Source organism: Thioclava sp. F28-4 (assembly GCF_002020045.1).
GTDB classification, from domain to species: domain Bacteria; phylum Pseudomonadota; class Alphaproteobacteria; order Rhodobacterales; family Rhodobacteraceae; genus Thioclava; species Thioclava sediminum.
This window is the reverse complement of sequence record NZ_MPZQ01000003.1, coordinates 114,316-134,180: the sequence shown is the minus strand read 5'-3', so window position 1 is coordinate 134,180 and position 19,865 is coordinate 114,316. Positions and strand designations below refer to the sequence as shown.

Below are 19,865 nucleotides of genomic sequence, written 5' to 3'. Positions count from 1 at the left end.
AACTCTGCGGCAGGGAGGCAGGCAGCGAAAGGGCCGAGCCGATGAACCGCAAGAGCATTAACCTCGCATTGCAAGGTGGGGGCGCGCATGGCGCGTTCACCTGGGGCGTTCTCGACCGTTTTCTGGATGAAGAGTGGCTGGACTATGCGGCGATCTCGGGCACCTCTGCCGGGGCGCTGAACGGGGCTGCGTTCAAGGCAGGCTATGCCCGTGGCGGTCGCCAAGGGGCGCGCGCGTCCCTGGATGAGCTTTGGAGCCAGTTCGCCGAAAGCGTCGATCTGCGGCTCGAGCGGCTGATGCCTGCGCAATTGCCCGGCACCGAGGCGTTGACGCGCTGGTTCGACGCCTTCACGCCCGCGGCCTTCATCGACGGCATGTCGCGGGTCTTCTCGCCCTATGACGCGGGGCCGTTCTACGTCAATCCGCTGGCCTCGGTGGTCGAGCGGTTTCGCTATCGCGATGTCTGCGCCGAAGAGGGGCCGCGGCTGCACGTCTCGGCCACAAATGTGCGCACCGGCAAGATTCGGGTCTTCACCGGTGAAGAGATCACGGCGGATGCGATCCTCGCCTCCGCCTGTCTGCCGGAGATTTTTCAGGCGGTCGAGATCGATGACCCTAAGACCGGCCGGACCGAGGCGTATTGGGATGGCGGCTATACCGGCAATCCGCCGCTGTTTCCGCTGTTCGAACCGGCCTATCCGCGCGACGTGGTGGTGATTTCGATCAATCCGCTCTGGCGCGACGAGATCCCGAAAACGCCCGCGCAGATCGACGAGCGGGTCAACGAGATCAGCTTCAACTCCTCGCTGTTACGCGAATTGCGAGCGATCAATTTCGTACATCGGCTGATCCGGGAAGACCGGCTCCCCGAAGGGGCGATGAAGGATGTGCTGATCCATATGATCGCCGATGACGACGTCATGGGCGAATTGAGCGCGAAATCGAAAATCCTGCCCGAATGGGGGATGCTCGCGAAGTTGAAACTGGCGGGCCGGGCGGCGGCGGATCGTTGGCTCGACGCCCATGCCGACAAGATCGGCAAAGAGGCGTCGACCGATCTTCAGGCCTTGTTCGACTGAAGTTTCACCTTGGTTTTCTTCGCGGGTTTCGCTTCTTTCGGCTGCGGGTAAACCAGACCGGCGGAGATGATCAGCTTCGCCGCATCCTCGACCGACATGTCGAGATAGGTCACCTGCGATTGCGGGACGAAGAGCAGAAAGCCCGAGGTCGGGTTCGGCGTCGTCGGCAGGAAGACCGAGATCAGCGGGTCGTCGTCTTCGGCCTTGGCCGCGATTTCGCCCTTCGCGGTCGAGGAGACGAAGGCGACCGCTTTCAGGCCCTCGCGCGGATATTCGATCATGCAGGCGCGGTCGAACTTGCCTTCGGACTGGCTCAGCACCGTTTCCGCGATCTGCTTGAGCCCGCTATAGACCGTGCGCACGAAGGGCAGCCGATCGACGATGCTCTCGCCGAAGCGCAGCATCGTGCGCCCGAAGAAGCCCTTGGCGAGCCAGCCGACGATCACGGTGAAGACGAGGAAGATGATGACGCCGAGCCCGCGCACATTGACGCCGATATAGCGTTCGGGGCGCAGTTCGGGCGGCACCAGCGGCAGCACCCAGCCATCGACCCAGCCGGCCATCGTCCACATGAGCCAGATCGTCAGACCGATCGGCGCGACGACGATCAACCCGGTTAAGAAGGAGGCGCGCAGCGCGGCAAAGCGCGAGCGGCGGCGCGGATGGGGGTCGTCTTTGGTCATGATCTGGATGCGCCCTCTCGTGGCGATGCGTTGCCTGCTATCTAGGCAGCGCCGCCACGATGGGCAATGGGCCGCGTATCAGGCGGACCGCGCTGTGATGATTTCGCCCGCGATTGCGGCAGCCAGACGGGCGTTGTTCAGAACGAGGGCGATATTGGCCTCGAGCGAGCGGCCTTCGGTCAGCTCGAAAATGCGCGACAGCAGGAAGGGCGTGACCGCCTTGGCGGCGATGCCCTGCGCCTCGGCCTCTTGCAGCGCCTGTTCGATGACCGGAACGATTTCCTCGCGGGCGATTTCGGCGCTCTCGGGGATCGGGTTCGCGATCAGCTGGCCGCCCGGCAGGCCGAGCGACGCGCGCGCCAATTGCGACTTGGCGATCTCGGCGGCGCTGTCTGCGCGCAGCGGCGCGGGCAGGCCGGAATTGCGCGACCAGAAGGCGGGGAAGGCGTCTTGCCCATAGGCGATGACGGGCACGCCGTGGGTCTCCAGCACTTCGAGCGTCTTCGGCAGATCGAGGATCGCCTTGGCGCCCGCCGCGACCACGCTGACCGGGGTCTGCGCCAGTTCCAGAAGGTCGGCGGAGATATCGAAGCTGTCTTCCGCGCCGCGATGGACACCGCCGATCCCGCCGGTGGCGAAAACGTCGATGCCCGCGAGGTTCGCGCAGATCATGGTCGCGGCGACCGTCGTGGCGCCGGTCGCGCCCTTCGCAAGGCAGACCGCAAGATCGGCGCGGCTGACCTTCATCGCGTCCTTGGTTTGCGCGAGCGCCTCCAGCTCCTCGGGCTCGAGCCCGATATGGATCTTGCCGCCCATCACCGCGATCGTGGCCGGCACCGCGCCCGCCTTGCGGATCTCGGCCTCGACCGCCTGCGCGGTCTCGAGGTTCTGCGGATAGGGCATCCCGTGGGTGATGATCGTCGATTCCAGCGCGACGATGGGACGGTTTTCGGCTTTCGCGTCAGCGACTTCGGCGGCGAAGGTGAGGGGGGCGCTCATGTGGCGAGTTCTCCGGAAACATAGCGAGCGGCGGCGGTCAGGGCGCTCTCGAGCGCCTCCATGCGGTCCGCACCGCGCTGTTCGGCCACGAGATGCGCGGCCATGAAAGTATCGCCCGCGCCGGTCACGCGGGTCACGAGGACAGGGGGCGGGGCCGAGGCGATGACGTTGCCTGCCGCAGCGCTGCCGTCGGCGGCCGCCTTGCCGCCATCGGTCACCAGCACGCGCTGCGCCCCGCGTTCCAGCAGGGTCTCGGCGGCATGTTCAGCGCTGTCGAAACTGCCCTGACACAGGATGCCCGCCTCTTCGAGATTGACGTAAAGCGTCGCCGCCGGATGGGCCAGCAGCGGCGTCAGCCGTTCCGCCTTGCCGGGGCTCGCGGGGGCCACACGCAGATCGGCCTTGGCGAAAAGCGGGGAATGGGCGATCTGGCTGAGAAGCGCCTCGGTGAGATTGCCGTCGAGCGCGATGGCGCCGGTCCAGGGCTCGTTTTCCGTGCCGAGCCGCCCATCCGCGAGCGGTGCGAGGATCTTCTCGCCCGCCGCTTCCAGCGAATGCGCATCCGCGATGGCCGCAATCAGCCCGTTCGCGCCCTCGATCGCCATATAGCGGTCGGTCGGCAGATCGTCGGAGCGGTAGAGATAGTTGCAGTCGACGCCCAGCACCTCGGCGGACTGGATAAGGTCGTTGCCCTGACTGTCGCGCCCCAGCGCGGTCAGCACCGCAGGCTTCAGCCCATAGCGGCGCAACGTCATCGCGATATTCATCGCAACGCCACCGGGCAGCCGCTCGATCCGCCCCGGCACGTCGGAGCCTTCATGCATATGCACCGAGGCGCGGCCGATGATGTCCCACAGGACCGAACCGATGCACAGAATATCAGGTCTGGATTCGCTCATGCGCGGTTCTTGGCGCGGTTTCCCGGGCGGAGCAAGGGGCTTTGCCCCCGCTCAGGCGCGGCGCGATTTCAGGAAAGCCCAGAGCCAGATGCCTGCCAGCACGAGCGAGCCGACCGCGTTGAGGTTCGCCATGGTGATGCCGAAGATGTCCCACGGAATCTCGTCGCAGCGCACGAGCGGGGCCTCGTTGATCTGCTTGAGCAGGTCGGCGGCGGAGACGGTGGTGTCGACGGCGCTCGAGGTGCAGTCGGTGGGGCCCTCGAAGATCTTCCGCTCGACGCCCGAGTGATAGAAGCCGATGACCGAGGTGGTCAGCGCGGCCAGCATCCCGAGAAGGGCAGTCCAGCCGGGCAGGCGGAAGGTGAGGATCACGATCCCTATGATTGCGGCGGCCAGATGCGGCCAGCGTTGCAGCAGGCACAGATGGCAGGGCGCGTAGCCGAACGCCTGAAAGACGAAGGCGCCGGCCAGCACGAAGGCGGAACCTGCGGCTGCGAAGCCCACGAGGCTGCGGAAGGAGGTCAGGGTTTGCATGCGATCTTGCATCGGGGGCCTCAGAGATATTTCAGAAGATAGAACCCGCCGATCAGCAGGATGACGAAGATGGTGAAGAGCGGGCCGAGCCAGCGCTCGATGAAGGTTTTGATCGGTTCGCCGAATTTCCACAAGAGGCCCGCGACCACGAAGAAGCGTAGCGCCCGGGCGACAAAGGAGACGCCGAGGAAGAGCACCGGGCTCAGGTTCGTGGCGCCGGCGAAGATCGTGATCACCTTATAGGGGAAGGGCGTGACACCCGCGATCAGCACGGCCCATCCGCCCATTTCGTTGAACCGGGCGGCGAGCGAGTTGAAGTCGTCGGCCTTGCCGTAGAAATCCAGCACCGGCTTGCCGATCGCATCCATGAAACCATAGCCGATCAGATAGCCCAGACAGCCGCCCGCGACCGACGACAGGGTCGCCACCAACGCGATGCGCCATGCCGCCCAGGGCCGCGCGAGGATCATCGGGATCATCAGCACGTCGGGCGGGATCGGGAAGACCGAGGCTTCGATGAAGGCGACAGCGGCGAGATACCACATCGCATGCGGGTGGCTCGCGCGGGCCATCGTCCAGTCGTAGATGCGGCGGATCATGGCGGCATCCTTTTCCTTGCTGCTCGGTTCGCTTCATCTCCTGCGCGGGCCGCGAGGTCAAGTCACGCGCGTTGCACCTTTGCTTTTCCCGGCCTCACGCTAGACTTCACGTAAAAGCGAGGGAGGCATTCGCGAATGCAATGGCGAGGGCGGCGCGGCAGCCGCAATATCGAAGACCGGCGCGGCCAGCGCAGGGCAGGGGGCGGCGCGATCCGTCTGGGTGGCGGTGGCCTGGGCGTCGTCGCGATCGTCGTGGTGGCCTATTTCCTCGGGATCGATCTGACGCCGCTGCTTGACGGCGGGTCGGGCGGCTCGGGGCAGGTGGTCACCCAATCAGGTGAGCTGAGCGATCGCGAGAAGGCGATGGGCGATTTCGTCTCGGTGACGCTGGCCGATACCGAAGAGGTCTGGCAGGGCGTGTTCCAATCCGACCTCGGGCGGCAATACGATCCGGCGGTGCTGGTACTCTATAGTGGCATCACGCAATCGCCCTGCGGCAATGCGAGCGGCGCGACGGGGCCGTTCTACTGTCCGGGCGATCAGAAGATTTATCTCGACACCGCGTTTTTCGACACACTGAGCCAGCAGCTCGGTGCGCGGGGCGATTTCGCCGCCGCTTATGTGGTCGCGCATGAGGTGGCCCATCACGTGCAGGATGAGCTGGGGATTCTCAGTAAGGTTAATGAAGTGCGCGCGCAAAGCTCCGAGGCTCAGTCCAACGCGCTCTCGGTGCGGATCGAGTTGCAGGCCGACTGCTTCTCGGGGATCTGGGCGCGCCGGGCCGAGGATCAGATCGGCGCGATCGAGCCGGGCGACATCTCCGAGGCGATGAACGCCGCCGCGCAAATCGGCGACGATACGCTGCAGCGCGAAGCGGGCAGGGTACCGATGCCCGACAGCTTCACCCATGGCAGTTCCGCCCAGCGGCAGCGCTGGTTCGAGCGGGGCTATCAGAGCGGAGATCTCAAGCAATGCGACACGTTTTCAACGCGTAACCTCTAAGCGTACTTGCCTCGGGCGCGGCTGCGCGCTAGAGGGTTCGAACTGGGCCCGAGTGGCGGAATGGTAGACGCAGCGGATTCAAAATCCGCCGCAGCAATGCGTGTCGGTTCGAATCCGACCTCGGGCACCAGACCTTCCGAAAATGACAGATCCATGCGCCGACGGTGATCCGACCGGCGCGTTTTGCGCATGTCCTGCGCGGGTGTTTTCCGTGCCCGGGGGGCTCTGTCCAAATCGGGCGAAATTGGGGCAGAACCCGGCATCGTGAAACGTGGTTATCAAAAGATGATTCGGAGAAATCTCGTTTCGTTCTCAGAACAAACGGGCATCGGATGCCGGATTGCCGCGCAAATGAGGACAATTGGGACATATTCGCGGCAGAAATATGGTCGCGATTTAGGCCGCTCCGGGAAACAAATCGATCAAGGTATTGTCGCTAAATTGAAGACAGTTTTTCGCCTTTTAAGACAGGCCATACAATCGCCACACAACCCTTAGTTTAAATGCGGCAAAACTTTGGCAAGTTTTCCGACAAAAAGATAGGTCGATCTTTTGCAAAATAGAAACGTCGTTTGAAAACAGGTACTTCGCGATTCGGATTATTGGTGCTCGTTTTTCAAGCAATCCCCCGAAATGAGGCAAGAAAGCGGCAAATTCCCCTTTTCTTTGTGGCGATCAGAAGGGCAAATTGAGGCCAAGCCCTGCTGGGGGGCTTTTGGCCATGGGGGTGGCCGAAGAGAAGAGTTGTCGAAAGAGAGCTCGCCCGGCGCTGCCAAGGGGACCGATCCATAACGGCCTCGACCTTTAGGGCAAAGGAGACGCGGAGCGATCTGCGGCGACTTTGCTGGCAGCGCCCGCGCGCGCTGACGCTGGCCAATTCTTCTCGACATTCACGTTCGGACTTCGGGTCCGGCCACGTCATGGCGCTGCCGCTTTGCGCCAAAGGGAAGACACGGCGCGGGGCCACGGAGCCAAGCGGACGGTAAAGGAGAGTTGGGGATGACTTATTATTACTATCATCACGACGACGATGATTGCGACAAGAACTCCGATCCGAACGCTGTCAACGACAGCGCGAACGTGAAGTACAACACCGCGCAGACGATCGCCGTGCTCTCGAATGACAGCGATCCCGACAGCGATCCGCTCAAGGTGACCTGGGCGAGCGATCCGGCGCATGGCTCGGTCACGGTGAATGCCGATGGCACGATCACCTACACGCCCGATCCCAACTATTCCGGCACCGACAGCTTCACCTACCAGATCTATGACGGGCAGGGCGGCTACGACACCGCGACCGTCACGATCGACGTGAGCGCGCCCGACGGCATCGTCGAAGGCACCTCCGGCGGCGATCTGATCGACGACGAATATACCGGCGATCCCGAAGGCGACATGGTCGACAATAACGACGCGATCCTGCCGGGGGCGGCGCCGAACGACGACTACATCATCGCGGGCGACGGCAATGACACGGTCTATGCCGGTCAGGGCGACGACTCCGTCGAGGGCGGCAATGGCAATGACCTGATCTTTGGCGAGGGCGGCAACGACACGCTCGAAGGCGATGACGGCAACGACACGATCTATGGCGACAACGATCCCGCGGGTGGTCCGGCCTGCGATCCGGTCTCGGAGACTGTGGACTGGAGTCATTTCCAGACCGATTGCGGCGAGGTGAAGGACCAGACCGTCGATCTGGGCGAGACCAAGGTCCATTTCGACTTCCAGTCGCAGGATTACGGGGCGAAGGCGACGCTGACCACCGCCGCACAATATACCGAAGCGGGTGAGAACTTCGACAGCTGTTCGGCGCTGCAACTCTATGGTGCGGGCGGCGATTGCGGTGATGGCGTCTCGCCGACCTCGACGACCGTTCTGACCTTCTCCTCGGACAACAGCGATTACACCGGCGAAGTTCAGGGGCTCAGCTTCCGGATCAACGATCTCGACCGCTCCGACAGCTATGACGATCACGTTGATATCGTGACGCTTTCCGCGGTCGATGCCGATGGTAACCCGGTCGACATCACGATCGACCCCGAGGGCAACCAGACCGTCACCGACAATGGCGACGGAACCTATACGATCACCGGTGGCGATCAGGATACCGGCTATCTGAATCAGGACGACAAGATCGGTTCGGTCAAGGTCACGATCAACGATCCGACCGCGAAGCTGACCATCGCCTACTCGAACGGTGGCGATACGGATCAGGCGATCTCGATCACCGACATGACCTATGACACCTGCCCGGTGGAAGACGATCCGGGCGAGCCCGGCGATGACAGCATCATGGGCGGTCTGGGCGATGACGTGCTCTACGGTCAGCAGGGCGAGGATACGCTGGAAGGCGGCGCGGGGTCCGACAGCCTCGACGGTGGCGAGGGCAACGATACGCTCGATGGTGGCGCGGATGCCGACACCGTCTATGGCGGCGACGATCGCGACCTGTTCATCGTCGGCTCGTCGACCGACGGGATCGGCGACACGCTGGACGGCGGCGAGGGCGGCGACGATTACGACACGCTCGACCTGCAGGGTGCAGGCCCGCTGCGCGTCCATTCGACGGTCACCGATTACGATCCGGTCTCGGGTGTCAGCACCTATGCCGGGACGGTCGATTTCCTCGATGGCAGCGGCAATGTCACCGGCACGCTCGAATTCTCCAACATGGAGGATGTCATTCCCTGCTTCACGCCGGGCACGCTGATCGCGACGCCGCGTGGCGAAGTTCCGGCCGAGACGCTGCGCGAAGGCGACAAGGTCCTGACCCGCGATAACGGCATTCAGGTGGTTCGCTGGGCGGGCCGCGCCGAGATGAGCCGCGAGCGTCTGATGCACGCGCCGCATCTCAAGCCGGTGCTGATCCGCAAAGGCTCGCTGGGCAACGATCTGCCCGAGCGCGACATGATGGTCTCGCCGAACCACCGGATGCTCGTCGCAAACGACAAGACCGCGCTCTATTTCGAAGAGCATGAGGTTCTCGTCGCGGCCAAGCATCTCGTCGCCAATCAGGGCGTCGACACGGTGGAGACGCTGGGCACCAGCTACCTGCACTTCATGTTCGACCGCCACGAAGTGCTGCTCGCCAACGGTTCCTGGACCGAAAGCTTCCAGCCCGGTGATCAGACACTGGGCGGCATGGGCAACTCGCAGCGTCAGGAAATCTTCGAGATCTTCCCCGACCTGCAGACCGCAAAGGGCCGCGATGCCTATCATGCGGCGCGCAAGACGCTGAAGAAGCACGAAGCGAACGTGCTCCTGATGAGTTAAGTCGCGCGCCCTATCGGGGCCGTGCCCAAGCGAAAATAGCGACCGCGTCCGGGCTTTCCCCGGGCGCGGCGCTTTTTGTGTTGTTTCCACAGCTCGAACGCTTCGTTTCCGCTACTCCACACGTAGAAGTGGTAAAACACGTTTTCGCCTTAGAGTTTTGTCGCTATCGTGGCATTCTGGATCTCGACTGTTGGGAGGCAGGAGGATCGGATGACGCGGAGCATGCGCGCAACGGATATCGCGGAGATTTTGGCGCAATCGCCAGCCCAGGGGCTGCGCTGCACCGCGATGGCGCGCACCGAGGCGTTGCGTCTGGAATTCGACAGCCATGACGAGACCGATGGCCATATCAGCGGCTATGACGCGGCGGGAGAGACGGTGTTTTCCGGCTCCATCGCGGCGTTTCGCGCGGCCATTCCCTGCGTGACACCCGAGACGCGCGTGGCGACCGAGGCCGGTGGCGTCGCGGCGGGCGATCTGCGGCCCGGCACCCGGCTCGTGACCCGGGATTCCGGCGTTCAGGTGCTGCGCTGGATCGGATCGCGGGTCTTCACCGAAGCCGATCTCGCGCTCAATCCGCTGTTGCGCCCGGTGTGCATCCGCGCGGGCGCGCTTGGCGAAGGGCATCCCGCGCAGGATCTGCGCGTCTCGCCCAATCACCGGTTGCTTGCGCCGTTGCGCGGAAATGTCGTTATGGCACAGGAGCTTGTCGGGTTGGACGGGGTGGAGGTCGATCACGCGGAGGGCGGCGTGCGCTATCTCCAGCTGCTGCTCGACGCGCCGGAGATGCTGCTTTGCGAAGGTTTGTGGGTCGAGAGTTTCCGGCCCGAGACCGCCATGCTGGCAGGTTTCGATGCGGCGCAGCGGGCGGAGTTGCTGTCGCTACGTCCCGATCTTTCGCGGCGCGATGCGGGGGCCGCACCCGCCGAGATGCAGTCCAGCGAGTGAGCTTCCACTAAACGGCAAAAAAAGAGCCGGGCGCGAGGCCCGGCTAAAATACGATTCCGGTCAGGGGAATTGCCCGGATCGTTCGCGTCACAGGAAGCGGCGCCCTTCTTGCCGGGCAATCTCCCGACTGATTCCGATATCTTCGAGCAAATGGTCATCGAGTTTCCCCAGCGCCATCCGCGAACGGCGCGCTTCGAGGACGCGCGCAACGCGCGCGATCAGGCTCAGACGGCCATGACGGGCGGGAACGGGACGGGTCCGCGACAGGGTAAACATTGCGATGCCTTTCTGTATTGATACAATGTGATCTTTGTTGCTATAGAAGGGATACAATGACTCCTTTTTGGCAACCAGAGAAATATTGTGACTGATACAAGCTGGTCTCCCGAACTCGCCCATATCTCCGGCCCGAAATATCTCGCGCTGGTCCGCGCGCTGCGCGAAGGCATCCGCCGCGGTGATCTCAAGCCGGGAACTAAACTGCCTACTGTCAGGGACTTGGCGTGGTCTTTGGGGGTCACGCCCGGCACCGTCGCGCGGGGGTATCAGATCGCCACGCAGGAAGGGTTGCTGGAGGCCAAGGTGGGGCGCGGCACCTTTGTATCGACACAAACCCAGCGACTCGGTCCTCGAGAGCCGCTTTATCGCCATACCGGAGAGGATATCGACGCCACCCCGGACGATCTGGTCAATCTCAGATCGCCACAATTGCCCGATGTCGGCCAGACAAAAGCGTTACAATGGGCGATGACCGAAGCCGCGCGCGACATCGGCAAGACCTATCTGCAATATCCGGGCCTGCGCCGCGACGCTTATTGCCGCGAGGCGGTGATGGACTGGTTCCCGAAGGATTGCTCGCTCGCGTCGGAGCTCAATTCCGACGATCTCGTGCTGACCCATGGCGGGCAGAACGGGATCAACCTCGTGATGCAGACCTGCCTGCGCGGCGACCGGCCCGGCGTCTATATCGAGGAGCTGGCCTATCCCGGTTTCCGGCACGCGGCGCGGCTGAACCGCGCCGAGGTCCATCCGGTCGCGATCGACGCGCAGGGTATGATCCCCGATGCACTCGACGCGGCGTGCCGCAAACATGGCGGCCAGATCGTCTGCATCACGCCCGATGCGCAGAACCCGACGGCGGGGCGGATGGATGCCGCGCGCCGTGAAGCGCTGGCCGAGGTCGCGCGCCGCCACGATCTGCAGATCATCGAGGACGATTGCTACACCGCGCCGGTCACGGGCTTGCCGAGCTTCCGCGTCATCGCGCCGGAGCGCAGCTGGCATGTCACCTCGCTGTCGAAGACGATCTCGGCGGGCATGCGTTTCGGCATTGTCGCAGCCCCCGAGGGCATGGGCGAGGTGGGGCGGCTGGCCGCTCAGCACAGTTTCTTCGGCCTCGCGCGTCCGATCACCGACATGGTTGCGCTACTGTTCGAGAGCGGCGAGGCGATGCGCCTGCGTTACGCCGCGCAGGAGGAGATGGGGCGGCGGCTGCAGATGACGGTGCAATCGCTGGCGGGTCAGGACTTCAACTGGCTGCCGGGGCTGAGCTTCCTCTGGCTGAAACTGCCGATGGGCTGGCGCGGATCGACCTTCGCGCGCATGGCCGAGATGGAAGGCGTGTTGCTGCGCTCGGCCGACGAATATGTGGTGCAGGACGGGCAGGCCCCCAACGCGGTGCGCATCGCGATGGCGGGCTCGGTGCCGGAGGAGCGTTTCCGCACGGCTTTGCGCACGCTGACGGGGCTGCTGGAGCGGATGCCCGACGATCTGCCGGTCTGAGGGCCGAAGCCTCACGCAGCGCCGCCGCAGCGCGCTGCACAAATTTACGGCACCTGCCTTGCCCTTACGCGAGTAGGGGCGCTTGCCCTCTTTTCACGCCCGCGCCCTTGTGCTTTCGTGACATCCAACGACGCCCGAGACGGGTGCAAATCGGGAGAGATGGATGGCGGGTAAAGGGGAGAGCTGGCTGCGCAGCGAGTCCGCGCAGGGCTATGCGTTGATCTCGCCGCCCTTCCTATATGCCGTTCTTTTGCTGGCCGCGCCGCTGGTCACGATCCTTGCCTATTCCTTCTTCCAGGACGGCTATCTGACGGTGGTGCACGAGTTCACCCTGCAGAATTACATCGCCACATGGACCGATCCGATCTTTCGCGTGATTCTGGTCCGCTCGCTTTTCGTAGCGGGGCTGGTGACGCTGATCACGGTCGCGCTGGCCTTCCCGATTGCCTATTATCTGAGCTTCGGTCTGGCACCGAACCAGAAGGCGCGGTGGATCTTCCTGATCACGATTCCCTTCTGGACCTCCTATCTGATCCGCGTGTTCCTGTGGAAGGTGATCCTTGGCTATAACGGCGTGATCAACTCGGCGCTGGAAAGTATCGGGATCATCGGGCCGAACGGGCTGATCGCGGACCCGCTGCAGATGCTGAACTCCGTGGGGGCGATCGCGCTGACGCTGGCCCATGCCTATGCGCCATTCGCGATCCTGCCGATCTTCGTGAGTCTCGAGAAGATCGACCGCTCGCTGCTGGAGGCCGGCCAAGACTTGGGCGAGAGCCGCTGGCGCACCTTCCTGCGTGTGACGCTGCCCTTGGCGATGCCGGGCGTGGTGGCGGCGACCTTGATCGTCTTCATCCCGACGGTGGGCGATTACGTCACGCCCGAGCTGATCGGAGGCGGCAAGATGCCGATGGTGGCGAACCTCATTCAGGCGCAGATGCTGCCTCTGGACAACCGTCCGATGGGCTCGGCCATCGCGGTCAGCTCGCTTCTGGTGGTCGCTGCGCTGTCGCTGGTGTTCCTGTGGCTCAATCGCCGTTTCCTGAAGGTCGGAAAGTGAGCCGCGCATGAAAATCCCGTCCCTCAAGATCTACGCGATCGCTTATCTGATCTTCCTCTACGCGCCGATCTTCCTGCTGCCGCTCTTCGCCTTCAACGACGGCACGATCATCGCCTTTCCGCTGAAGGGCTTCACGACCGACTGGTTCGCGAAGATGGCCGAGAATGACACTCTACGCCACGCGCTGTCGAATTCGCTGATCATCGCACTGACTTCGTCCGCCGGCGCCACGATCCTTGCGATTTTCGCCGCCCGCGCCTCGACGCGCTACCGCTTCAAGGGCAAGGGCGGGATCATGGGGTTGATCCTGCTGCCGATGGTGCTGCCCGATATCCTGATGGGGATGTCGCTGCTTCTGGTGATGCTCGAAGTGCTGAAAGTGAACCTGTCGATCGCGACGGTGATTTTGGGCCATGTGATCATTTCGCTGCCCTATGCGATCGCGGTGCTGCAAACGGCCTTTGCGACGCTGGATCAGTCGCTGGAAGAGGCGGCGGTCGATCTGGGTGAAACCCGCATGTCGACCTTTCGGCTGATCGTTCTGCCGCTGGTGATGCCCGGTATCATCTCGGCCTTCCTGATTTCCTTCACGATCTCGCTCGACGAGTTCATCGTGGCCTTCTTCCTCGCGGGCAACCAGCCCACGCTGCCCACCTATATCTTTTCCCAGCTGCGTTTCCCGTCGGCGATCCCGGTCATCATGGCGCTTGGCACCTGCCTCGTCGCGGCCTCGATCCTGCTTCTGAGCGTGGCCGAATTCTTCCGCCGGCGCGGGATCAAACGGACCGGCGCCAAGGATACCGGAGGTTTCCTGTGACCGATAAACCGATGATCGCCTTTCAGGACGTTCATAAATATTACGGCGATTATCACGCGCTGCGCGGCATCACCGCCGAGATACGCGCGGGCGAGTTCTTCTCGCTACTCGGTCCGTCGGGCTGTGGCAAGACTACGCTTCTGCGCACCATCGCGGGGTTCGAGGAGATTTCCTCAGGCGCGGTGCTGATCGACGGCAAGACGATGGTGGGCGTGCCGCCGAACAAGCGGCCCACCAATATGGTGTTCCAGTCCTACGCGATCTTCCCGCATCTGAGCGTGGCCGAGAATGTGGGTTTCGGCCTGCGCCGCGATCCGCGCTCGAAATCGGAGAAGGCCAAGCTGGTCGAGGAATCGCTCGAGATGGTGGGGCTTTCGGGCTACGGCACCCGCGCGGCCCATGCGCTCTCGGGCGGGCAGCGGCAGCGTGTGGCGCTGGCCCGTGCGCTGATCCTGAAACCCAAGGTTTTGCTGCTCGACGAGCCGCTCTCCGCGCTCGACCGCAAGATCCGCGAGCAGATGCAGGTCGAGTTGATCAAGCTGCAGCGCGAGGTCGGGATCACCTTCGTGTTGGTCACCCACGATCAGGAAGAGGCGCTGGTCATGTCGGACCGGATCGCGGTGATGTTCGAGGGCGAGATCGCCCAGCTCGCCGATCCCGAAGTGCTCTATGGCCGCCCCAATTCGCGCCGCGTGGCCGATTTCATCGGGGTGATGAACTTCCTGCCCGCCTCGGTGACGGACGGACCGGGCGACGCGGTGACGGCCGAGGTCGCAGGACTCGGTCGGCTCGAAGTCGCGCCGAGCCAGATTTCGAGCGCGCCTGCTGGCGATGGGGCGGCGGTGGGCTTCCGGCCGGAAACCTTAACTCTCCTTTACGAAGGTCAACAGGCCTCGGATCGCGAAGCACCCGGCACGATCGACGAAGTCGTCTATTACGGCGACATGACCTATTACGACGTGCGCCTCGACGGGACCGAAAAGCCGGTCCGCATTTCGATGCGCAACGTCTTCGGAAGGCCCGTGCTGGAGGTCGGCACACGCACCCGCGTCGCATGGTCGCCCGGGGCGCTGGTTCTGTTCCGGTGAAGCGGGCAGGGGGCGCTGCCCCCGTTGCCGGAGGGCGACAGTCGATCAACAAAGAGGGGGCGCTGCCCCCGCTCCCTTCGGGAGCCCACCGGGATATTTTCATCAAGGAGAAGGGGCTTAGGTTTCTGGGCGCGACGTGCGCCTTGCACGTTTGCCATTTGACCACCCCCGGCAACGCGGCCTAGATAGGGGCCAAGTGAGGCGCGGAGGCATTTGCCATGAAGGTCATCATCTGCGGTGCGGGTCAGGTCGGTTGGCAGATCGCGCGCCATCTGGCGGGCGAACGCAACGACGTCACGGTGGTCGATTCCAATCCCGAACTGGTGCGGCGCGCGGCCGACACGCTCGACGTCCAGGGCGTGGTGGGGTTCGCCTCGCATCCCGATATTCTCGAGCAGGCCGGGGCGCGCGACTGCGATCTGATGATCGCCGCGACCCATTCCGACGAGGTCAATATGGTGACCTGTCAGGTCGCGATGTCGGTCTTCGGGATCACGCGCAAGATCGCCCGCATCCGGGCGCAGAGCTATCTGCAGCCGCAATATTCCGATCTTTATCGCCGCGATCACCTGCCGATCGACGTGATCATCTCGCCGGAGCGCGAGGTGGCCGAGGCCGCGCTGCGCCGCTTGGCGGCGCCCTCGACCTTCGACACGGAAAGCTTCCTCGACGAGCAGTTGCAGCTGCTGGGGATCGAGCTGGACGCCGATTGCCCGGTGCTCGACACGCCGCTGCGCCAGCTCACCGATCTGTTCTCGACGCTGCGCGCGGTCGTGGTGGGCATTCGCCGCGAGGGGCGGCTGTTCGCGCCCGAGCCGGGCGATCAGCTGTTCGCGGGCGATCAGATCTATGTCTTCGCCCATGTCGAGGACGTGAACCGGACGCTCGATATCTTCGGCAAATCCACCCAGAAGCAGGAACGCATCGTCATCATCGGTGGCGGGAATGTGGGTCTCAGCGTGGCCAAGGCGCTCGAAGCGCGGACCGAGCGGGTGCGCGCCAAGATCATCGAACGCTCGCGCGCGCAGGCCGAGAAGGCCGCCGATGCGCTGGACCGGACGATCGTGCTCAATGGCGACGGGATGAGCTCGGAACTGCTGGAGGAGGCGAATATCGCCACCGCCGATGCGGTTCTGGCAATCACCGATGACGACAAGACCAACATCCTTGTCTCGGTGCGCGCCAAGCAGGCGGGCTGCCGGATGGCGATCTGTCTGATCAACGACCCGACGCTCGCGCCTTTGCTGTCGGCGCTCGATATCGACGCCTATATCAACCCGCGCGCGACGACCGTGTCGTCGATCCTGCGCCATATCCGGCATGGTCGGGTGCGCGCGATCTACTCGATCGGGGATGCCGAGGGCGAGGCGATCGAGGCGCAGGTGATGGGCACGTCGCCGATGTCGGGCAAGGCGGTGCGCGATGTCGATTTCCCCGAAGGCGTGCTGATCGGCGCGATCCGCAAGGGCGACAAGATCGTCAAACCCACCGGCAATACCCGCATCGAAGAAGGCGATATCGTGGTCCTGTTCGCGCTGACCTCCGACGTGCCCGAAGTGGAGCGCCTGTTGCAGGTCTCCATCGACTTCTTCTAAGGGCCGGTCCCCGATGGAACGCATGATCAAGGCCTTGCCGTTGCCGATCCTCCTGATGGGAGTTTCGGCGCTGGCGATGTATGTGCCCGCGATCCATGCGCTTTTGACCCACCATCACCATACGGCGCGGTCCTTCTTCTATTCGGCCACGCTGTTTCTATTTGCGACGGCGCTGATCGGCTTGGCGAACGGGTCGAACCCGCGACCTGCGCGGGCAGGGCGGGCGAGCCTTCTGATCATGCTCGCCGCCTTCACCGTGCTGCCGCTGATGCTGGCGGTGCCGTTCTATGTCGCGGTGCGCGACACCTCGTTCTTCAACAGCTGGTGGGAGATGGTTTCGGCCTTCACGACCACCGGCGGCACGCTCTACGAGCCCACCCGGCTGGTCGGGTCGGTCCATCTGTGGCGCGGGCTCGTCGCGTGGATGGGCGGCTTCTTCATCCTCGTGATGGCGATCGCGGTGCTCGCGCCGATGCGGCTGGGTGGGTTCGAGGTGTTCTTCTCGGGCGGTCCCTCGGGCGCGCCGGCCGCCGCGGCCCCGGCAGCCGATGGCGGGGCGGAGATGTCAGAGCGCATTGCCCATTACGCGGTTTCGCTCGCGCCGATCTATACCGGGCTGACGGTCCTGTTGTGGGTCTGTCTGCTGATGGCGGGGGACCGGTCGCTGACGGCGCTGATCCATGCGATGTCCACGCTGTCGACCTCGGGGATTTCGCCGGTGGGCGGGATGGCCAATGCGCGTTCGGGGATGGCAGGCGAGATGGTGATCTTCGTGTTCTTCCTGCCCGCGCTGTCGCGCAGGCTCTGGCCGGGCGGGGGCGAGCTGCGCGCCTCGCCGAAACTGATCGACGATCCCGAGCTGCGTCTGGCCGCGGCGCTGGTGATCCTCGTGCCGCTGTTTCTCTTCATCCGCCACTGGATCGCGGCGCTGGAAGTGCGCACGCCGGGCGATTTCGGCGCGATCTTCAAATCGATCTGGGGCTCGCTCTTCACCTCGCTGTCCTTCCTGACCACGACCGGCTTCGAATCGTCGGCGTGGCATGACGCGCGCGACTGGTCGGGACTGGGCACGCCGGGCCTGATCCTCGCGGGGCTTGCGATCATCGGCGGCGGGGTCGCGACGACGGCGGGCGGGGTGCGGCTGCTGCGGGTTTATGCCCTGCTGCGCCACGGCGAGCGCGAACTCGACAAGCTGATCTACCCGAACTCCATCGCGGGCGGCGGCATGATGGCGCGCCGGTTGCGCCGGGAGGGCGCCTATATCAGCTGGATCGTGTTCATGCTGTTCGCGATCTCGATCGGCGGGGTGATGATGGCGGTTTCGCTGTTCGGCCTGTCTTTCGAACCGGCGACGATTCTGACGATCGCGGCGCTGTCGAATACCGGTCCGCTGGCGGGGATCGCGGCAGATGTGCCGCTGAGCTGGGCCCATCTGAGCGAGCCCATCAAGGCTATATTCGCCTTCGCCATGGTGCTTGGGCGGCTCGAGACGCTGGCCATCATCGCGCTCTTCAACCCCGAGTTCTGGCGCTCCTGAATCCCGGATTTGATACGCAAATTCTGGCTCAGGGCCTAACAAACTGTTTTTTGGGCTGGAATCTCCCGCTCTGCACTGCATACTTGAATCAAATGGGTGTCTTTGACGCAGGCGCCCGGACGCGAGACACGAACAAGGGCAAGAACAATATGGCTGGCGATAGACAGAACCTGCAGGACGCATTCCTCAATCACGTTCGCAAAACGAAGGTTCCGGTCACGATATTCCTGATCAACGGGGTGAAGCTGCAAGGCGTCATCACCTGGTTTGACAACTTCTGCGTGCTTCTGCGCCGCGATGGGCAATCTCAGCTTGTCTACAAGCATGCGATCTCGACGATCATGCCGGGACAGCCTATTTCGCTTTACGAAGGCGACGACTAAGCGTCGCGGCACGCGGCTTTAGCGATACATATCTTGAGCGAAACGACCTCTACCGAGACGCCCGACACGCGGGCCTACGTGATCCATCCCGACATTCCGTCGCGAGAGGGCCAACGCCACTTGCCCCAATTCGCGCTGTCCGAAGCGGTCTCGCTGGCCGCGGCCCTGCCGCATCTGCAGGTCATCGGCGAGGAGATCGTCAAGCTGCGCAAGCCCGAGCCGGGCAAGCTGTTCGGTCAGGGCAAGCTCGCCGAGATCAAGGCGCGGCTGGAAGCGAACGAGATCGATCTCGTCTTCATCGACGGGCCGGTGACGCCCGTGCAGCAGCGTAACCTCGAGAAGGAATGGGGGGTGAAGCTCCTCGACCGGACCGGGTTGATCCTCGAGATCTTCGCCGACCGTGCGCGCACCCGTGAAGGTGTGTTGCAGGTGGAACTGGCAGCGCTCAGCTATCAGCGCACGCGGCTGGTGCGCGCCTGGACCCACCTCGAGCGTCAGCGCGGCGGGCTCGGTTTCGTCGGCGGCCCCGGCGAGACCCAGATCGAGGCCGACCGTCGCGCCATCGACGAGCAGATCGTGCGCCTGCGCCGCCAGCTTGCGAAGGTCGTGAAGACCCGTGAGCTGCACCGGGCCGCGCGCCGCAAGGTGCCGTTCCCGATCGTGGCGCTGGTGGGCTATACCAATGCCGGGAAGTCCACGCTGTTCAACCGCGTGACCGGGGCGGAAGTGCTGGCGAAGGATATGCTCTTCGCCACGCTCGACCCGACGATGCGCGGGCTGGAACTGCCGACCGGGCGCAAGGTGATCCTGTCCGACACGGTGGGGTTCATCTCGGACCTGCCGACCCAGCTTGTCGCGGCTTTCCGCGCGACGCTGGAAGAGGTGCTCGAAGCCGATCTGATCTTGCATGTGCGTGACATCTCGCATCCCGAGACCGAAGAGCAGGCGGAGGATGTGAACGACATTCTCGCCAAGCTGGGCGTTGCCAAGGAAGTGCCGCTGATCGAGGTCTGGAACAAGATGGATGCGGTCCCGCCCGATCAGCGCCGCGCGCTGACGGTGCAGGAGGCGCGCGAGCCCGATCTGCAGGCGATCTCCGCGCTGACCGGCGACGGGCTCGACGCGCTTCTGACGGCGATCGACGAGAAGCTCTCCGAAGAACGCTACCACGAGGAAATCACGCTCCGCTTTGCGGATGGGCGCAAGCGCGCCTGGCTGCACGAACAGAACGTGATCCGCGGCGAGACCCAGACCGAAGAGGGCTGGACCTTCGAGGTCGAATGGACCGGCAGCCAGCGCAATCGGTTCCGGGCGCTTTAGGCTGGGTCGACCGGGGCAGGGGCGCTGCCCCTCTTCGCTGACTTCGCCGGCCCTCCGCTTACGCTTCGGGCGTTCGGCGGGCGTCCTTCCATCGGAAGGCCGCTGAACCCGCCTCACCCCCGGGATATTTTTGCCAAGCCGAAGCAGGCGCGCGCCTTGGTTTTCCCGGGGACGCCCGTGACTGGTAGGGGTTGCCAAGCCCGCGCGATGGGTCTATATCGCGCGCACTTCACAGGCGGAGGCGGGCCGATGGGGGAGACATCC

18 protein-coding genes and 1 tRNA gene are annotated in these 19,865 nt (G+C 64.0%); 13 read left to right on the top strand and 6 right to left on the bottom strand.

From position 1 onward, the window contains the following. Positions 1–41: 41 nt before the first annotated feature. Entirely contained in the window at positions 42–1,079 is a 1,038-nt protein-coding gene (locus BMI87_RS08260) for a patatin-like phospholipase family protein (RefSeq protein ID WP_078520711.1), read from the top strand. On the opposite strand, the gene BMI87_RS08255 is transcribed toward BMI87_RS08260, so the two are convergent. The 5 genes from BMI87_RS08255 to BMI87_RS08235 form a co-directional block, all read right to left on the bottom strand. Further along, positions 1,061–1,762 (bottom strand): DUF502 domain-containing protein, encoded by a 702-nt coding sequence (locus BMI87_RS08255; RefSeq protein WP_078520710.1) that lies wholly within the window; start codon positions 1,760–1,762, stop codon positions 1,061–1,063. The genes BMI87_RS08260 and BMI87_RS08255 overlap by 19 nt on opposite strands. Before the next feature lie 78 nt (positions 1,763–1,840). Further along, positions 1,841–2,761: a pseudouridine-5'-phosphate glycosidase gene (locus BMI87_RS08250; RefSeq protein WP_078520709.1), complete on the bottom strand. Its 921-nt coding sequence runs from the start codon at positions 2,759–2,761 to the stop codon at positions 1,841–1,843. Beyond that, entirely contained in the window at positions 2,758–3,660 is a 903-nt protein-coding gene (locus BMI87_RS08245) for a PfkB family carbohydrate kinase (protein WP_078520708.1), read from the bottom strand. The genes BMI87_RS08250 and BMI87_RS08245 overlap by 4 nt, the downstream gene beginning before the upstream one ends. Before the next feature lie 51 nt (positions 3,661–3,711). After that, the gene (locus BMI87_RS08240; protein ID WP_232621596.1) at positions 3,712–4,206 is read right to left on the bottom strand and encodes a disulfide bond formation protein B; all 495 of its coding nucleotides are present in this window, start codon (positions 4,204–4,206) and stop codon (positions 3,712–3,714) included. An 8-nt stretch (positions 4,207–4,214) separates the two neighbouring features. Beyond that, entirely contained in the window at positions 4,215–4,793 is a 579-nt protein-coding gene (locus tag BMI87_RS08235; protein ID WP_078520707.1) for a YqaA family protein, read from the bottom strand. 135 nt (positions 4,794–4,928) lie between these two features. Here BMI87_RS08235 and BMI87_RS08230 point away from each other — a divergent pair, with 135 nt between their 5' ends. The 4 genes from BMI87_RS08230 to BMI87_RS08215 all read left to right on the top strand — a co-directional run bounded on the left by BMI87_RS08230 (position 4,929) and on the right by BMI87_RS08215 (position 10,019). Beyond that, entirely contained in the window at positions 4,929–5,795 is an 867-nt protein-coding gene (locus BMI87_RS08230) for a neutral zinc metallopeptidase (RefSeq protein ID WP_078520706.1), read from the top strand. Positions 5,796–5,841: 46 nt separating this feature from the next. Continuing rightward, positions 5,842–5,925, top strand: a tRNA-Leu gene (locus BMI87_RS08225). Positions 5,926–6,794: 869 nt separating this feature from the next. Beyond that, a complete protein-coding gene (locus tag BMI87_RS08220; RefSeq protein WP_078520705.1) occupies positions 6,795–9,071 on the top strand; it encodes a Hint domain-containing protein in 2,277 nt (758 codons plus the stop codon). Between the two features lie 210 nt (positions 9,072–9,281). Continuing rightward, positions 9,282–10,019: a Hint domain-containing protein gene (locus tag BMI87_RS08215; RefSeq protein WP_078520704.1), complete on the top strand. Its 738-nt coding sequence runs from the start codon at positions 9,282–9,284 to the stop codon at positions 10,017–10,019. 87 nt (positions 10,020–10,106) lie between these two features. Here BMI87_RS08215 and BMI87_RS22030 read toward each other — a convergent pair whose 3' ends face one another. Then, entirely contained in the window at positions 10,107–10,352 is a 246-nt protein-coding gene (locus BMI87_RS22030; protein WP_246831909.1) for a DUF1127 domain-containing protein, read from the bottom strand. Positions 10,353–10,382: 30 nt separating this feature from the next. Between BMI87_RS22030 and BMI87_RS08205 the strand changes: the two genes are divergently transcribed. From BMI87_RS08205 to hflX, 8 genes are all read left to right on the top strand, one after another. Continuing rightward, positions 10,383–11,801, top strand: coding sequence for a PLP-dependent aminotransferase family protein (locus BMI87_RS08205; RefSeq protein ID WP_078520702.1), 1,419 nt, complete (start codon positions 10,383–10,385; stop codon positions 11,799–11,801). 163 nt (positions 11,802–11,964) lie between these two features. Beyond that, the gene (locus BMI87_RS08200; protein ID WP_078520701.1) at positions 11,965–12,861 is read left to right on the top strand and encodes an ABC transporter permease; all 897 of its coding nucleotides are present in this window, start codon (positions 11,965–11,967) and stop codon (positions 12,859–12,861) included. A 7-nt stretch (positions 12,862–12,868) separates the two neighbouring features. Continuing rightward, on the top strand, positions 12,869–13,678 hold the full coding sequence (locus tag BMI87_RS08195; protein WP_078520700.1) for an ABC transporter permease: 810 nt from the start codon (positions 12,869–12,871) through the stop codon (positions 13,676–13,678). 11 nt (positions 13,679–13,689) lie between these two features. Beyond that, positions 13,690–14,766: an ABC transporter ATP-binding protein gene (locus BMI87_RS08190; protein ID WP_078521030.1), complete on the top strand. Its 1,077-nt coding sequence runs from the start codon at positions 13,690–13,692 to the stop codon at positions 14,764–14,766. A 218-nt stretch (positions 14,767–14,984) separates the two neighbouring features. Next, positions 14,985–16,361: a Trk system potassium transporter TrkA gene (gene trkA / locus BMI87_RS08185; RefSeq protein ID WP_078520699.1), complete on the top strand. Its 1,377-nt coding sequence runs from the start codon at positions 14,985–14,987 to the stop codon at positions 16,359–16,361. A 13-nt stretch (positions 16,362–16,374) separates the two neighbouring features. Continuing rightward, complete coding sequence (locus BMI87_RS08180) at positions 16,375–17,898, top strand: TrkH family potassium uptake protein (protein ID WP_078520698.1); 1,524 nt, start codon at positions 16,375–16,377, stop codon at positions 17,896–17,898. 149 nt (positions 17,899–18,047) lie between these two features. Continuing rightward, complete coding sequence (gene hfq, locus BMI87_RS08175; protein ID WP_078521029.1) at positions 18,048–18,281, top strand: RNA chaperone Hfq; 234 nt, start codon at positions 18,048–18,050, stop codon at positions 18,279–18,281. 33 nt (positions 18,282–18,314) lie between these two features. Beyond that, positions 18,315–19,601, top strand: a complete 1,287-nt coding sequence (gene hflX / locus BMI87_RS08170; RefSeq protein ID WP_078520697.1) for a GTPase HflX — start codon at positions 18,315–18,317, stop codon at positions 19,599–19,601. The last annotated feature ends 264 nt before the right edge of the window (positions 19,602–19,865 follow it).

Bases quoted from the DNA above. Each gene is read 5' to 3' on its own strand.
- BMI87_RS08255 (WP_078520710.1), bottom strand. From the start codon at position 1,762: ATGACCAAAGACGACCCCCATCCGCGCCGCCGCTCGCGCTTTGCCGCG.
- BMI87_RS08235 (WP_078520707.1), bottom strand. From the start codon at position 4,793: ATGATCCGCCGCATCTACGACTGGACGATGGCCCGCGCGAGCCACCCG.
- BMI87_RS08240 (WP_232621596.1), bottom strand. From the start codon at position 4,206: ATGCAAGATCGCATGCAAACCCTGACCTCCTTCCGCAGCCTCGTGGGC.
- trkA (WP_078520699.1), top strand. From the start codon at position 14,985: ATGAAGGTCATCATCTGCGGTGCGGGTCAGGTCGGTTGGCAGATCGCG.
- BMI87_RS08200 (WP_078520701.1), top strand. From the start codon at position 11,965: ATGGCGGGTAAAGGGGAGAGCTGGCTGCGCAGCGAGTCCGCGCAGGGC.
- BMI87_RS08190 (WP_078521030.1), top strand. From the start codon at position 13,690: ATGATCGCCTTTCAGGACGTTCATAAATATTACGGCGATTATCACGCG.
- BMI87_RS08195 (WP_078520700.1), top strand. From the start codon at position 12,869: ATGAAAATCCCGTCCCTCAAGATCTACGCGATCGCTTATCTGATCTTC.
- BMI87_RS08260 (WP_078520711.1), top strand. From the start codon at position 42: ATGAACCGCAAGAGCATTAACCTCGCATTGCAAGGTGGGGGCGCGCAT.
- BMI87_RS08215 (WP_078520704.1), top strand. From the start codon at position 9,282: ATGACGCGGAGCATGCGCGCAACGGATATCGCGGAGATTTTGGCGCAA.
- hfq (WP_078521029.1), top strand. From the start codon at position 18,048: ATGGCTGGCGATAGACAGAACCTGCAGGACGCATTCCTCAATCACGTT.
- BMI87_RS08245 (WP_078520708.1), bottom strand. From the start codon at position 3,660: ATGAGCGAATCCAGACCTGATATTCTGTGCATCGGTTCGGTCCTGTGG.
- BMI87_RS08250 (WP_078520709.1), bottom strand. From the start codon at position 2,761: ATGAGCGCCCCCCTCACCTTCGCCGCCGAAGTCGCTGACGCGAAAGCC.
- BMI87_RS08230 (WP_078520706.1), top strand. From the start codon at position 4,929: ATGCAATGGCGAGGGCGGCGCGGCAGCCGCAATATCGAAGACCGGCGC.
- BMI87_RS08180 (WP_078520698.1), top strand. From the start codon at position 16,375: ATGGAACGCATGATCAAGGCCTTGCCGTTGCCGATCCTCCTGATGGGA.
- BMI87_RS08220 (WP_078520705.1), top strand. From the start codon at position 6,795: ATGACTTATTATTACTATCATCACGACGACGATGATTGCGACAAGAAC.